Raw genomic sequence first — 13370 nt, 5'->3', positions numbered from 1 at the left:
CTCCCAGCGTCGCGCCCGGCACCACATCATGTGCCGTCAAGCCCCAGGGCGGCACGATCGAGAGCTGGGGCGGCTGATCACGTGGACGGCTCCGCTCGCCCCGCCAACCACCGACGGCTCCACGGCGTCCTGTGGCTTCTCCTGCCCGTGGCGGTGGTGGTCGGCCTCTACTGGTACGGCCGGGTACACACGCCCAACTACGAGACCAGCCTCTTCGGGCAGCGCGGCGACGACGCAAGACTGCTGAAAGCCCAACTGGGATCCGCACTCCTGGGCCTGGCGCTGATTCAGCTGATTCTCGCCCTGTGGATTTACGGTCACCTGCCCGCGCTGCGCGCCGCACCTCACCGGGTCCACACCACGCACCGCCTCATCGGCCTGATCGCGTTCCTCCTGTCCCTGCCCATCGCTCGGCACTGCATCACCGCCTACGGCGTCCAACTGACCGACACCCGCGTGGCGCTGCATTCGCTCACCGGCTGCTTCCTCTACGGGGCCTTCGTGACCAAGGTCATCGTGGTCCGGCACCGCCGCTGGCCCGGCTGGGCGCTCCCCCTGGCTGGCGGCACCCTCGTCACAGCGATCGCTCTGATCTGGTACGCCGCCGCCTTCTGGTACCTGAACGGCTTCCAGGCCCCCGGCCTGTGAGCAGGCCGTGAGGCGTCCCCCCCGACGGTCAACAGCGGTCTCCCGCGCGGCGGGGCCCAGTTCGTCCTACGCCGGAATCGTGAGGAGTTTCTGGCCGTTGGTCGCGTACATGTCGAAGTGACCGATGGATCCGGGAGCCATGGGTACCGTCCCGGAAATCGTGGCGCTACCCGAGTAGGTGCCGGCCTGCCAGGTCGCTGCGGTCGCCGTGGCCCCCGTGACCCCGACGGCTTGTAGCCTGCATGTGATCCCGGGAGGCACTCCTTCGGCCGAGACCTGCACGGTGCTGCCCCAGACGGCGGGCGAGACCTTCACCGAGGCGGACACGCCAGTGGTGGGGTCGCTTGCGGACAGGGTGCGGGCCGGGGCGGGCGAGGTCGTTCCCGACTGCGCCACTTCACTGCCGGCGGACCCCAGGGTCGCCAGCAACGTGCCGCCGGAGGCGGCCGCGGCCATGAGCGTCAAGGCGGCCGCGACGCTGACCAGTTGCCGCCGCCGGGTCGTGCGACGCCGGGCCGCGGTCTGTTGGAGCAACTGCTCCAATCGGCTGGGCTCGGGCACCTTCGGCATCGACGGCTCAGCGGGCGGAGCAGCGATGTGTGGGCTGGGCTGCACACGGTGCGCGGCCCGCCGCAGCAACCGGTCGGCCCAATCCTCGCCGGCCGCGGGCGCGGCCCGGCCCGCGGCCTCGGCCTCGGTGATCGTCGCGAGCAGGGCTGGCAGCCCCGCCAGTCTGGCGTGTTCGGCCCGGCACTCAGCGCATTCCTCGAGGTGGCCGCACACCCGATCCGACTCCGCGGGCGACAGCGTCCCCAGCACGTATCCGCCCAATGACAGCCGGATGGCCTCATGGTCCGCATTCATGCTGTGCACCTCCTCCATGCGCCGTCACGGTGCCCATTGGGATGCCGTGCGCCGTGCGGCCTTGATCGTCGTCCGGCCCCGGTAGTACGTCTCCGGCAGCACGGCGCAGGTGGTCCGGGGACAGTGTCCGGATGACGTCGTCGGGGCGGGCCCCGTACGCAGCCGTGCCTGGGATGCCGAACCGCGTGCGGGCTCGAACGTGGCGGGGAACTGCCACTCCCGCGGCAGCGTCTCCTGCACGGCGCCCTCGGTCCATTGCCTGTTTCCTGATGTCACGTTCCTCCTCGGCTCTGCGCTCGGCACAGTCCCCCGTACAAGTGACACGGCTGCCGGGAGCGATTCGGCTCAGTCATCGGCACTTTTTACAAAAGTCCTCTCCTCCGATTCCGTGGCTCGCCGAGGAGGGGACGAGCACAAAACGCCGTACCCGGGAAACGTTCCACCGCGCGAAGGCACGAAACGTAAGCAGACGAATACGGTGCGTCGCGATACGGCTTGGCCACTAGGTAACCGAGAAGCCGCGATCGAGGTGGTCGAGGGCAGGAAGGCGGGCCCGGATCCCTTCGAACGGCCCGCCCGCGAAGAGGCCGCACAAAGATGCGTATCTGCCGAACCGTGCGCCGTCCGCCGCCCGTGGACATGGACAAGCGCTACCAACCACCAGATCCGCCCTCCTCACCCAGCACCCACGCAAGGAGCGAGCAGAGATGACGGACACGCTCCACTCGCAGGAAGCACCCATGGCGCCCGCGACACCCGCCCCCACCGCGCACGCCGAAGCCTGCGCCGTCGAACGGGCGAGGCGTGCCCGACGGAGGCTCGACCGCACCGGGAGGCGCGGTCCGCGTTCACCCACGCCGGGCACCACCGAGTCCACCTCGATCGCCGGGCGCAGCACGCAGACGCCCCGGGTTCGAGAGCACGGCGCCGACACGAAAGAGGTGACGAAGTGAGCGTGTTCGTGCTGGGGGTCGGTGCAGCCTGCTGCCTCGGCGTCGGCTTCGTCCTCCAGCAGCGGCAGGCCCAGCGGGCGCCCCTTGCCGACCTCCTCTCCTTCCGGTTGCTTCTCGTCCTGATGCGTTATCCGGAATGGCTGGTCGGCATCGCCGCCATGACCGCGGGCATGGCACTCAGCACCATCGCCCTGGCCAACGGCGAGGTGTCGCTGGTCGAACCCCTCACAGCGACCAACCTGCTCTTCGCGATGGCGCTGTCCCGCTGGCTCACCGGCCAGCCGCTCGGCTGGGGCGGCTGGGGCGGGGTGCTGCTGTTGGCGCTGGGCGTGACGGCGTTCATCGTCGCCGGACAGCCGTCAGAGGGCGGGCACCTGACCGGGCCGCTGCGCCGCTGGATCCTCTTCGGCATCGTCGTCGGACTGGCCGGGCTGCTCATCGTGCTCTCTCGACGCGTGCGGCCGACGCTCGTGGCGACCGTGCTGGCCTGCGCCGCCGGACTCCTGTACGGGCTTCAGGACTCCCTCACCCGTATCGCGAGCCAGATCGTCGGCAGGCACGGAATCACGGCCCTGTTCGCGCACTGGCAACCCTACGTGGTGGTGTGTCTCGGCGTGACCGGTCTGGTGCTCGTCCAGATCGCCTTCGAGACAGCGCCGCTGCGCTCCTCGTTGCCCGCACTCACCGCTGCGCAGCCGCTGGCCGGGATCGCGTGCGGGATCGGCATCATCGGCGACCGCCTCAGGGTCACACCGGGCTCGCTTGCCGTGCAGGCCGTCGGACTCGTGGCGATCGTGGTCGGCATCGTGCTGATCGGTCGGCATCCCTGTGTGGTCCAAAAGTCCCGCACGGGCGCTGGGCCGCGTGTTCGCGGGATCCTGACTGATTCATCGTCAGGCGCTGCGGTACTCGTGAATGAGTCGGCCGAGCGTGTCATGGCGCTGGGTCCGCTGTGCCGGGAAGCGGACGAATGATGTCCGGGGCATCGGTAGCGGTCCGAAGGTGCAGGGCGTGGCGCGGCCTGTCAAGTAAAAAGCACAAAACCGAACCGCACGGCGCCCGTCACCCGTGAAAGGGGGTGAGCGTCAGAATTCATCCCCCGCCCCCCCTATTTCCACGGAGGAGCAGAAGGACATGTTCGTCACCGATTCAGCAATCACCAGCCGCCCGCGTCCGCGGACCTCTCTCCAGACGCTGGTCACCCTGTCGGCGCGGGAGACGCACCTCTCCACGGCGCGTCATTTCACCTCACGACGAACCCCGCAGTGCCCGGCCACGAGTACCCGACGCTGTTGCTGACCTTCGATCACCACACATTTCACATCGCTGTCACCGACGCCGGAACTTCCGTCGCGCCGTCAGCGTGGCGTTGCCTTTGGTGAGCACGGCCGCGGCACCGGGCGTCGCCGCTCGGCACGAGGAAGGGGAGAACTATGCAATCAATACTGCCCCGGTCGCACCGCATGGACCTTCGGGATGACCCGGCCCACTACGTGATGCGGAAACTTCCGCACGTAACGGTACTGTTCTGGATACTGAAAATCACCGCCGTGACCCTGGGGGAAACCGCGGGTGACTTGTTCGGGATCACCCTCAGAATCGGCTATGTCGACACCGCGTTCATCTTCCTCGCGTACTTCCTGATCGTCCTGGTGGTCCAGGTCACGGCCAAGCGCTTCTACCCAGCCGTCTTTTGGGCGGTGGTCCTGGGCACCAGCATGGTCGGTACCGAGATCTCGGACTTCCTCGACCGCGGACCTGGTTCCGGCAGCGCCGAGAACGGGGTGGGCTATGGCTGGGGCGCAGTGATCCTCACCAGCCTGCTGGCAGTCATCTTCGTCGTGTGGTGGCGCACCGGGCAGACCTACGACGTTGAAAGAATCTCCAGCCGCAAGGGAGAAATCCTCTACTGGCTCGCGATTCTGGTGTCGAACACGCTGGGCACCGCAAGCGGTGACTGGCTGTCACAGAGCACCGGGCTGGGCTTCCGCGGTGCGTTCCTCGTCATAGCCGGGGTCATGGTCGCCATCGTGGTCACGCGCTATCTCACCCGCGTCAACGGCATGGTTCTCTTCTGGCTGGCGTTCATCCTGACCCGTCCGCTCGGGGCCGCCGGGGGCGACTCGTTGGTCAAGCCGGTGAACCAAGGCGGTCTCGGCTGGGGCACGTTGTGGGGTTCGGTGGCGCTCTTCGCTCTGCTCGTGGTCCTGGTCATCTATCAGAGCTGTCACATCCACCGTCACCCACTTGAACCGCTGCCCTCCCCCGTCAATCGGCGCAGCGGCGCACCGCAACGTCCCAACGGGGCCGTCTTGGCGGATCCACGGTCCGCGGACGTGGGCCCTCACGTCCGCCGGGCCGCCCACGACGCGCCCACCGCGGTGCCGGCCACCCTGCCGGTGACACCTCGACGCGGCAACTGATGGAGCACAGCAGTGCCGGAAAGAGGATCGCCAGCACGCATCTATCGACCTGCGGCCCCCCGCTTGACGGGTGAGCCTTGGACCAGGGAGCCCTCGCGGCTGCCACGCTCCTGCCCGGGTAAGGAGGCACATGATGTCCGACACCCTCGCCCGGCTCCCCACGTCCGGGGTGTCGACCTGGTTGGACGAGCTGAGCCGACGGCGACTGGTAGACGCCAGTCTGGGCAGGCTCGCCGCGTACTGGCACGTCACCAGCGCCACCACCCACCCGGCGATCTTCACAACGGCCATCGAAACCAGCGACTGCTGCGACGGCCGGGAAATCCCCGCACTCGGCGCCGATTACGCCGACGTCGTGCAGGTGCTGGAGGACGAGGGCGTGGAGAAGTTCGACGCCAGCTGGAACGAGTTGGCCCAGAAACTCGCAGTCAGCCCGCACGAACCCGACGGCAGTCAGACAGACCACAGCAGGGAGAAGGTGTGATGGCGCAATCCACATTCGTGATCGCGGGGGCGAGTCTGGCCGGAGCCAAGGCCGCCGAAGCGCTACGCGAGAACGGCTTCGACGGCCGGATCCTGCTCATCGGGGACGAGCCGGACCCACCGTATGAGCGTCCGCCGCTGTCCAAGGGCTACCTCATGGGCAAGCAGGACCGCGAAACGATCTTCGTCCACCCGTCGCAGTGGTACGCCGATCAGGGTATCGATCTGTGGCTGGACACCAACGTCACGGCCATCGACCGCGACCGGAAGACAGTCACCGTCGCCGGTGGCCGGACGATCGGCTACGACAAACTGCTGCTGGCTACCGGCGCCTCCCCACACCTCCTGGCCGTACCGGGTGCGGACCTCGACGGCGTGCTCTACCTGCGCCGCGTCGGCGACTGCGAGCGCATCCAGCGCACCTTCCGCTCCGCCTCCCGCATCGTCCTCGTCGGCGGTGGCTGGATCGGCCTGGAGGTGGCCGCCGCCGCACGGGAGGCAGGCGTCGAGGCCACCGTGCTGGTGGCAGGCAAGTCGCCACTGCTGCGCGTCCTGGGCCCGCAGATCGCGCCCGTCTTCGCCGACCTGCACCGTGAGCACGGCGTGGACCTGCGGCTCGGTGCGCGGGTCACCGAGATCGTCGGCGAGAACGGGAAGGCCGCGGGCGTACGGTTGGCCGACGGAACCCGCATCGACGCGGACGCGGTCGTAGTCGGCATCGGCGCCACTCCCAACACCCAACTGGCCGCCGAATCCGGCCTCCAGATCAACAACGGCGTCGTGGTCGACGCCTCCCTGCGGACCTCCGACCCGGACATCTACGCGGCCGGCGATGTGGCCAACGCGCCTCACCCGATGCTGGGCAAGCACATCCGCGTGGAGCACTGGGCCAACGCCCTTCACCAGCCTGGGACGGCCGCGCGGTCGATGCTGGGCGAGCGTGCGTTCTACGACCGTCTCCCGTACTTCTTCACCGACCAGTACGACCTGGGCATGGAGTACGCGGGCTACGCCGAGCCCGGAAGTTACGAGGACGTGGTGGTGCGCGGCGATCTGGCAAGCCGGGAGTTCATCGCCTTCTGGCTGGCTGACGGTCGCGTGCTGGCCGGCATGAACGTCAACCTCTGGGACGTCAACGACGCGATCCAGCACCTGGTCCGCTCCGGCGAGCAGATCGACCGGGACAGGCTCGCCGACCCGGATGTACCGCTGCAACAACTGACTGCCAGGTGACATACCGAACCGCTTCATGGCTCGTCGGGCGCCCGCCCGCGGGGACGGGCAAGCCGACGACACCGGCAGCCGCGCGGGCAGCAGATGGCGCTGCCGGATAATGCCGACGGTCTGCTGGGTGGAGTTCACCTTTTAGATGTGTCGCACGTCGTACGGGACCGGGATTCGTACCGCGATCTGGCACGCCGCGCTCACCGGGTGGCCCGCGCTTCGAGCGCTCGGAAACAAGCGCAGTCGCTCACTTTGGAGCGCCCGCTTGTCCAAGTTCCAGACACGCGCGCGGAGCTCCGCCCAGCCCTCGTGCATCTGAACCGCGGCGAGGGCATAGGAGGTGCTGTCCGTATCCGGATGTGCCTTGGCCCGCCGATGCATCGCGCAGACGTCCATTCCCTCCTCCACCGGGTACTTGCACGGAAAGCCGTAGAACGAGGTCACCGGCTCCGGGCAGCCCGGACGGTCCTTGGCCAGCGACCGATGACTGCCGGGCCGGATCTGACTAATCTGCTCCGCCGCGTTCCTCAGCCCCTCCGGCGGCACGCCCCAAGCCTTCGCCGCATCCCTCGGACTAAGACCGTGTCCTACTTGGTCAGTTTGAGGAGTCGCTTGTAGCAGCACAGGGCGGCGGCGAGTCCGAGGAAGGCCAGGTAGTTGCCTGGTTGCCGTTCGTAGCGGTGGTTGAGTCGACGGTAGCCGGTTAGCCAGGACATGGTGCGTTCAATGACCCACCGTCGGCGGCCCAGCCGTTCGCTGGAGTCGATTCCCCTGCGTGCGATGCGGACGCCAATGCGTTTGCCCCATAGCCATCGTCGCAGGTGAGGGATGTCGTATGCCTTGTCCGCGTGCAGGCGTTGAGGCTTGGAATCGGTCGCATGGGATTCGTGTCCCATGTGGAAATGGGACAGCATCGGCTTCAGAGCAAGGCTGTCGTGGGTGTTGGCTGCGGAGAGTCCGACGCGTAGGGGCAATCCGTTCGCATCCGACAGGACGTGCACCTTGGAACCCGGCTTACCCCGGTCCACGGGGCTCGGACCTGCAAGTTCGCCCCTTTTTTAGCGCGGACATGAGCGGAGTCGAGGACCGCGCGCGATAAATCGACCAGGTCCTGGCCGTCCAGGAGCTGGAGCACCTTCTGGTGCAGCTGTCCCCACACGCCGGCCCGGGACCAGATGAGGAACCGGCGATGCACGGTCGACTTCGACGCCCCGAAGCACGGCGGCAGAGCCCGCCAGGCGCAGCCACTGACCAGCACGTAGATGATCGCGGCGAAGACCGCCTCGTCATCGATGTTCGCGACCCCGCCCCCCTGCGGACGCACTCGCGCTGGCGGCAGCAGTGGCCTCGCGATCTCCCACAGCCCGTCCGGAACAATCCATCCCCACCGCCCACTCCCCATATCCCGCACAACTGACAACTGACCATGTAGGACACGGTCTAAGACCGTGTCCTATGTGGTGAGGCGGTCGTTGGTCTCGGCATGGGGCAGGGTACGTGGAGTTGGATTGTTCCGGACGGGCTGTGGGAGATCGCGAAGCCGCTGATCCCGCCGTCGAAGGCGCGGCCGCAGGGCGGCGGGACGCAGGACACGCCTGATGAGACGCTCTTCGCAGCCATCATCTACGTCCTGGTCAGCGGCTGTGCCTGGCGGGCCTTGCCACCCTGCTTCGGTATCTCCAAGTCGACCGCCCACCGCCGGTTCCTCATCTGGTCCAGAGCCGGGGTCTGGGGCCGCTTACACGAAGCCGTGCTGCACCGGCTCGACGACGCGGGCCTGGTCGATGTCACCCGCGTCGTCCTCGACTCCGCCCATGTCAGGGCTAAAAGGGGGGCGAACACACAGGTCCGAGCCCCGTGGACCGGGGCAAGCCGGGTTCCAAGATGCACGTCCTGTCGGACGCGAACGGGCTGCCCCTACTCGTCGGTGTCTCAGCCGCCAACGTCCACGACAGCGAAGCGCTGAAGCCGATGGTGGCCGGGCACCAAACGAAACACGACCCCACCGCGGCCGACACTTCAAGCCCCAACGTCTCCATGCCGACAAGGCCTACGACGAGGCCCTTCTCCGCCTCGCCAGGCACCGCATCAGCGTGCTCTTCGCGATGCTCCGCGACGGCACCTTCTACGAACCCCGAACCCCCCACCTCGCTTGACGAAAGACTATAGAGGCACCCCCCGCATCGCTCACCTGCCTGAGCAACCTTGTGCCGCGTGAAAATTCGGGTTCGGGCCACTGAGCTGGTGCATTCTTCTGCGGGAGCGGTGTCAGACCGAGGATGATCGGACTCCATACGGTGGTCATGGATCTACCTGCTGACACGGAGGGCGCTGGAGCTGGCAGGCCTACGGCTGATGGGCAGCGCGGCCAAAGACGTCGAACTACTCGTGCTGCGGCATCAGCTCGCCGTGCTCCAACGACAAGTCGGCCGACCGCAGTTGGAACCAGATGATCGGGTTTTGCTGGCGGCACTGTCGAGGCTGTTGCCCAGGGAGTGTTGGAACAGCTTCTTCGTCACCCCGGCGACACTGCTGCGCTGGCACCGGGAGCTGATCGCCGACAAGTGGACCTACCCTCACAAGAGACCGGGTCAACCACCGATATCAGAGGAGACGCGGGAGTTGATCCTACGCCTCGCGAGGGAGAACCCGATGTGGGGACATCGGCGCGTACAAGGCGAGCTGGCCCGATTGGGCATCACCGTTTCCGCCGCTACCGTCCGGTCAGTACTGCGGAAGGGAAACATCCCGCCCGCGCCCCAGCGGGCACGTGACGCCTGGGCCACCTTCCTGCGCGCCCAAGCCTCCGGACTACTCGCGTGCGACTTCTTCCACGTCGACACCGCGTTCTGCCGCCGCTTGTACGTGCTGTTCGTCATGGAAATTCCAACTCGCCGGGTGCACATCCTCGGCATCACCGCGCACCCAAACCGGGACTGGGCGACCCAGCAGGCCCGCAACCTGATGATGGATCTCGATGACCGGGTCGACCAGTTCCGGTTCTTCCTGCGCGATCGGGACGGGAAGTTCTCCGACACCTTCGATGCGGTCCTCGTCGGCGCGGGCGTACAGGTCCTCCTCACACCGCCGAGATCACCGAAGGCGAACGCCTTCGCGGAACGCTGGGTCAGCACCGTCCGCCGCGAGTGCACCGACCGCCTGCTCATCCTCAACGAGCAGCACCTGCAAACCGTTCTGAACACCTACACCGACCACTACAACCGGCACCGCCCCCACCAGTCTCTCCACCAACAACCTCCTCAAGCCGTGGGAACCGCCGAGACAGCGCGGGTGATCCCGCCCGGGAACCGCATCCGGCGCACCCAAGTACTCGGCGGCCTCATCAACGAGTACCAATCTGCAGCCTGACCACCCCCAGCGAACACCCTGGTCATCCCAGCGAACCGAGGTTTCTACGCGGCACAGGCCAGCTTCAACCTCGTCTGGGGCGCTATACGAGTGAGCAGCAAGTGACTGCTGCGGAATCAGACATACCAGTGGATCTAGTCAACGCGCCTACGCCAAAGCCGGCTTGTCAGCCCCCTGCCATAGCGTCACTTCGCAACTGCCGCCACACCCCGGGCAGGGGGCCCGGAGGGGGGAACCGCGGCAGCAGAGGGGAAAGCATGTCAAGGCCTATCGGTCGAGGTCGGGCTTGCGCCGCACTGGTTGCGATCGGGTTCATCGCAGCCTCAAGTGCGCCAGCACCAGCAAGCGCCACGACTCACCGCCTAACCATCAGTACCTACACTCTCCCCATCAACGCCGAGGTGCCAACGCTGGACGAACTCCAGCGCCCCAGAGGCATGGCACGACTGCTCAACGCGGCCAAAGCTGAGGAGCCCCAAAGCGCAGTAGGCAGCCAGGTGGTAGGGGCAGCTGCCTCGCTTCTGCCCAAGTCACGTCAGGCAGAAGTGACGCCCGCAAATCCTCCGACGCAAGCCGCATCGGGGCCCACGTACCCGGACCCGCCGCGTTCCATCACCGATGACGAGTGCCAAAGGAACCTCAACAACGCACTGTTCTGGGCAAAATCACGCTTCGCCATGTGCGGCGCCATGCAATTTCTTCAAGTCTGGGGCGACAACGGAAAACCGGTAGGCGAGTCCGGCTTCGCGCTCACCGTGCTCGGCACCATCCCTGACCCCCAAGACCGCACCGTGCGGTTCAACTATCACTTCTCGCACTTCTCGGCGAGCGGGGAGACCAAGACCAGTGAGCTGACCGTCAAGACCGAGGTAGACAAGAGAGTCCTAATATCACATGCGAAGGACCGCGAAGGCGGGAGTATCCCGCCCACCGTGTCCTTCGACGCACTCGAACGCGAACCAAGCTATACCCACACCGTCGTTTTCGATGCCGGTCAGGGAACTAAGCCCGACGACCTGATCACGATGGCTTACGTTCCCTACCTGTCCGTCAAGTACCCACCGCAGTACGTCGTAGGAACTGTTCCGGGGCCGCAGAGAGTGACCTTCGCGGGCATGAACTGGGATGCAGCCCCATACCTTGCAAACGCGAAAGCAAGCGACCCAAAGAAGAGAGGAGGCGCAGCGTTCACAATCATGCCGACCCTGGTCTACAGCTCACAGCAAGGATCGCCAGAGAAGGCCGTGGCTGACCACCTACTACTCGCTCACACCAAGCCCGGCGCGACCAAGCCGCCAAACCCCCACAAGAACGTCCCGGGCTTCGACTACAACCACCCCCTCCATCGCCTCTTCTACGACACAAAACGTCGCCGCAAGAACCGATCGCAGGCCATCAGTGTGTGCGTTAAGTACTGGGGGAAGGACTACGCAAAGAGCGACCCTTCGGGACCACGCGAATGCGACGAGTACCCCTTCGCCTCAACCTATGAGGGGGCTGCACAATCGATTTACGAGCCGTCAGCCCCTAAAGACAACTTTTCAGCGATGGCTCTCGCGAAGGCCGACAACGGCGCGGCCGGCACCATACTGTCCTTGTTCATGGACAAAAACCGCATCATACAAGGGCGAGACGCTAACGGGCAGGAACTAGACGCTTTCATCGTCGCCATCAGCTAGGAGGACACTATTGCGGAGTGGAGCCGACACCGACTCCACTCCGCACACCCTTAGTCAGCGGGCCAAAGCTGGACGAGGTAGTGCTCGACGTAACTGGGAACTTCTACCTGAGCAAGGTCGCGTACAGCCGTGCGCCCTGAGCAGTACACGCGCAACTTCCAGCGGGTTTCGGTTTCCCCGAGCTGAATGTAGTTTCCAGGGCTTCCGCCCATCTCGCAGATGGAAAGCTCTCCCGTTTGGGACGCTATCTCGCCTTCGCCCTTGACCTCCCAGTCCCTACTGTGGTCTTCCGGCGGAGCGGCGTCCCAGACTTCTGCAGCGAGGGTGGCTGTATGGGTATGACCGCCACTTCGGATGTCAACCCGCCCTTGAAAGAAAGACACGAACTCATCGGCGTCCGAAGCTCTTTCCGGATACGCCACAGGAACGAGACTATCGTCGGCCTCTTGCAAGGCGAACGAGTAGAACTCGACGCCAACCTCGAACTCCTGCTTACTCCGCAGATCAGCCATCGCACAACCTCCATGCCGGGTCCTAGCACCGCAGCGTAGCGAGAGGAGCCCATCGCTCAGGCCGGTTCGTTGCCACACACGAAGCAACTTCGTGCCCCGCGCCGATCGCCCAGCTCGGCGCACGACCACCTGCCGACACGTTCCAACCCCCCTGACACCACCCCGGCCTGCGCCACCCGGCCGGAATACAGCTACCCCAGCCCGGCGGCCGGACCTGATCGTGGACCGAACACGCCAACACGAGGGGGAACCATGGCACGGCACCACCGCCGCAGCTACCGGCGCAAAGACGGCACCTTCGTCCGAGGCACCAACGTCAGCGGCCGAAACCCCAAAGCCGGATGCCAGATGTGGATGCTCGGCATGATCGGTATAACCGCAGCCGTCCGACACGCCCACAGCCGGGCCAGCCGCCCGTAACTACGTCACCGCGGGAATTGCCGTAGCACACCACCGAGGTACGCCAGGACCGGCCCGTGCACGGGGACCAGCTCGGCGAGTGGTGACGACGGGACCATCCCCGCGTGCGCGGGGAGCAGACTCACTGACCTGCATGTTCATCCAACCAGCGAGCCATCCTTCAACACTTTCACCGAAACTGACATAGCGACCTAAAAGCCCTCAATTCCTCAGCGCCACAGACCATATCGCTCGATTTCCCAGTGGGCTACCGAGCGCAGACCAGTCGCAATGGAGCATCGCGAACCCGACTCACAGTGAAGCAAACCTCATCGAAGGCTCTCCGCAGTCGTGTTCGCCGGTCGCTGTACAACTTTGACGGTCTCACGGCGGGGCGCTCAATTCAGATAGCCGTCTGCACTGCCCTCAAGAAATCTGACCAGGAAGACACCTTCCGGCCGGTCAGGGCACTCTTCAGGCTGAGTTGCAGGGTGCGGCGCAGTGGATGGGGCGATTGCATGATTGCTTCGTTGCGGGCGGCCAGGCGGGCGAGTTCGGCCTGTGCGGGCAGCCGATCGCTCTTGGCCCGGTTGCAGGCGGCGTGCGCCGGAGCGTGTGGGGTTCCAGAACACGGCCGCCTGCGATGACTTGCATCGCTACGCCGCTCGCTCGTACTCGTTGATGAGTCCGCCGAGGACCAGGCGGCGCTTGATCCTTTCTTGGGTGAGGTCGGCGGTGGGGTGGTCGGGCCGCGGCGGGTGCAGCTGTTGTCCGCGGTGGGGTCTTCGCCCGTTGTAGTGCTGGACGTACTCGTCC

At 66.1% G+C, this 13370-nt stretch carries 12 protein-coding genes and 1 pseudogene; 9 read left to right on the top strand and 4 right to left on the bottom strand.

Annotated features, from left to right (window positions below; all coding sequences use genetic code 11):
- Nucleotides 1–81: 81 nt before the first annotated feature.
- A complete protein-coding gene (locus tag NON19_RS17695) occupies nt 82–648 on the top strand; it encodes a DUF6529 family protein (RefSeq protein WP_255929203.1) in 567 nt (188 codons plus the stop codon).
- Between the two features lie 66 nt (nt 649–714).
- Here NON19_RS17695 and NON19_RS17690 read toward each other — a convergent pair whose 3' ends face one another.
- Nucleotides 715–1512, bottom strand: a complete 798-nt coding sequence (locus NON19_RS17690; protein ID WP_255929201.1) for an anti-sigma factor family protein — start codon at nt 1510–1512, stop codon at nt 715–717.
- A 24-nt stretch (nt 1513–1536) separates the two neighbouring features.
- Nucleotides 1537–1788, bottom strand: coding sequence for a hypothetical protein (locus NON19_RS17685; RefSeq protein ID WP_255929199.1), 252 nt, complete (start codon nt 1786–1788; stop codon nt 1537–1539).
- 431 nt (nt 1789–2219) lie between these two features.
- Between NON19_RS17685 and NON19_RS17680 the strand changes: the two genes are divergently transcribed.
- The 5 genes from NON19_RS17680 (at nt 2220) to NON19_RS17660 (ending at nt 6604) form a co-directional block, all read left to right on the top strand.
- Nucleotides 2220–2465: a hypothetical protein gene (locus NON19_RS17680; RefSeq protein WP_255929197.1), complete on the top strand. Its 246-nt coding sequence runs from the start codon at nt 2220–2222 to the stop codon at nt 2463–2465.
- Nucleotides 2462–3439 (top strand): DMT family transporter, encoded by a 978-nt coding sequence (locus NON19_RS17675; RefSeq protein WP_255929195.1) that lies wholly within the window; start codon nt 2462–2464, stop codon nt 3437–3439. Before NON19_RS17680 ends, NON19_RS17675 begins: the two co-directional genes overlap by 4 nt.
- Nucleotides 3440–3928: 489 nt before the next feature.
- Nucleotides 3929–4888, top strand: a complete 960-nt coding sequence (locus tag NON19_RS17670; protein WP_255929192.1) for a COG4705 family protein — start codon at nt 3929–3931, stop codon at nt 4886–4888.
- 133 nt (nt 4889–5021) lie between these two features.
- A complete protein-coding gene (locus NON19_RS17665; protein WP_255929190.1) occupies nt 5022–5372 on the top strand; it encodes a beta/alpha barrel domain-containing protein in 351 nt (116 codons plus the stop codon).
- Nucleotides 5369–6604, top strand: a complete 1236-nt coding sequence (locus tag NON19_RS17660; RefSeq protein ID WP_372514173.1) for an NAD(P)/FAD-dependent oxidoreductase — start codon at nt 5369–5371, stop codon at nt 6602–6604. Before NON19_RS17665 ends, NON19_RS17660 begins: the two co-directional genes overlap by 4 nt.
- A gap of 578 nt (nt 6605–7182) precedes the next feature.
- On the opposite strand, the gene NON19_RS17655 is transcribed toward NON19_RS17660, so the two are convergent.
- Nucleotides 7183–7997 (bottom strand): IS5 family transposase gene (locus tag NON19_RS17655; RefSeq protein ID WP_255929187.1). Its coding sequence is split into 2 segments (ribosomal slippage): nt 7183–7649 and nt 7649–7997, totalling 816 coding nucleotides; the frame shifts between segments, so codons are not numbered across the junction.
- 81 nt (nt 7998–8078) lie between these two features.
- On the opposite strand from NON19_RS17655, the pseudogene NON19_RS33710 reads away from it, so the two are divergent.
- From NON19_RS33710 to NON19_RS17640, 3 genes and pseudogenes are all read left to right on the top strand, one after another.
- Nucleotides 8079–8279: pseudogene (locus tag NON19_RS33710) on the top strand (transposase); the annotation flags it as partial.
- Between the two features lie 671 nt (nt 8280–8950).
- Nucleotides 8951–9964 carry an integrase core domain-containing protein gene (locus NON19_RS17645; RefSeq protein WP_255929186.1) on the top strand — a complete coding sequence of 338 codons (1014 nt, stop codon included), beginning with the start codon at nt 8951–8953 and terminating at the stop codon, nt 9962–9964.
- A 401-nt stretch (nt 9965–10365) separates the two neighbouring features.
- On the top strand, nt 10366–11643 hold the full coding sequence (locus NON19_RS17640; RefSeq protein ID WP_255929184.1) for a NucA/NucB deoxyribonuclease domain-containing protein: 1278 nt from the start codon (nt 10366–10368) through the stop codon (nt 11641–11643).
- A 50-nt stretch (nt 11644–11693) separates the two neighbouring features.
- On the opposite strand, the gene NON19_RS17635 is transcribed toward NON19_RS17640, so the two are convergent.
- A complete protein-coding gene (locus NON19_RS17635; protein ID WP_255929183.1) occupies nt 11694–12155 on the bottom strand; it encodes a hypothetical protein in 462 nt (153 codons plus the stop codon).
- Nucleotides 12156–13370: the final 1215 nt, after the last annotated feature.

Origin of the sequence: Streptantibioticus rubrisoli, from assembly GCF_024436055.1 — a bacterium.
In the GTDB taxonomy this organism is placed as follows: domain Bacteria; phylum Actinomycetota; class Actinomycetes; order Streptomycetales; family Streptomycetaceae; genus Streptantibioticus_A; species Streptantibioticus_A rubrisoli.
The sequence above is the reverse complement of the archived record's forward strand: the minus strand, read 5'-3'. Positions and strand labels throughout refer to the sequence as shown.

Excerpts from the sequence above, each read along its gene's own strand:
- NON19_RS17690 (WP_255929201.1), bottom strand. The coding sequence starts at position 1,512 with ATGAATGCGGACCATGAGGCCATCCGGCTGTCATTGGGCGGATACGTG.
- NON19_RS17680 (WP_255929197.1), top strand. The coding sequence starts at position 2,220 with ATGACGGACACGCTCCACTCGCAGGAAGCACCCATGGCGCCCGCGACA.
- NON19_RS17670 (WP_255929192.1), top strand. The coding sequence starts at position 3,929 with ATGGACCTTCGGGATGACCCGGCCCACTACGTGATGCGGAAACTTCCG.
- NON19_RS17665 (WP_255929190.1), top strand. The coding sequence starts at position 5,022 with ATGTCCGACACCCTCGCCCGGCTCCCCACGTCCGGGGTGTCGACCTGG.
- NON19_RS17645 (WP_255929186.1), top strand. The coding sequence starts at position 8,951 with ATGGGCAGCGCGGCCAAAGACGTCGAACTACTCGTGCTGCGGCATCAG.
- NON19_RS17635 (WP_255929183.1), bottom strand. The coding sequence starts at position 12,155 with ATGGCTGATCTGCGGAGTAAGCAGGAGTTCGAGGTTGGCGTCGAGTTC.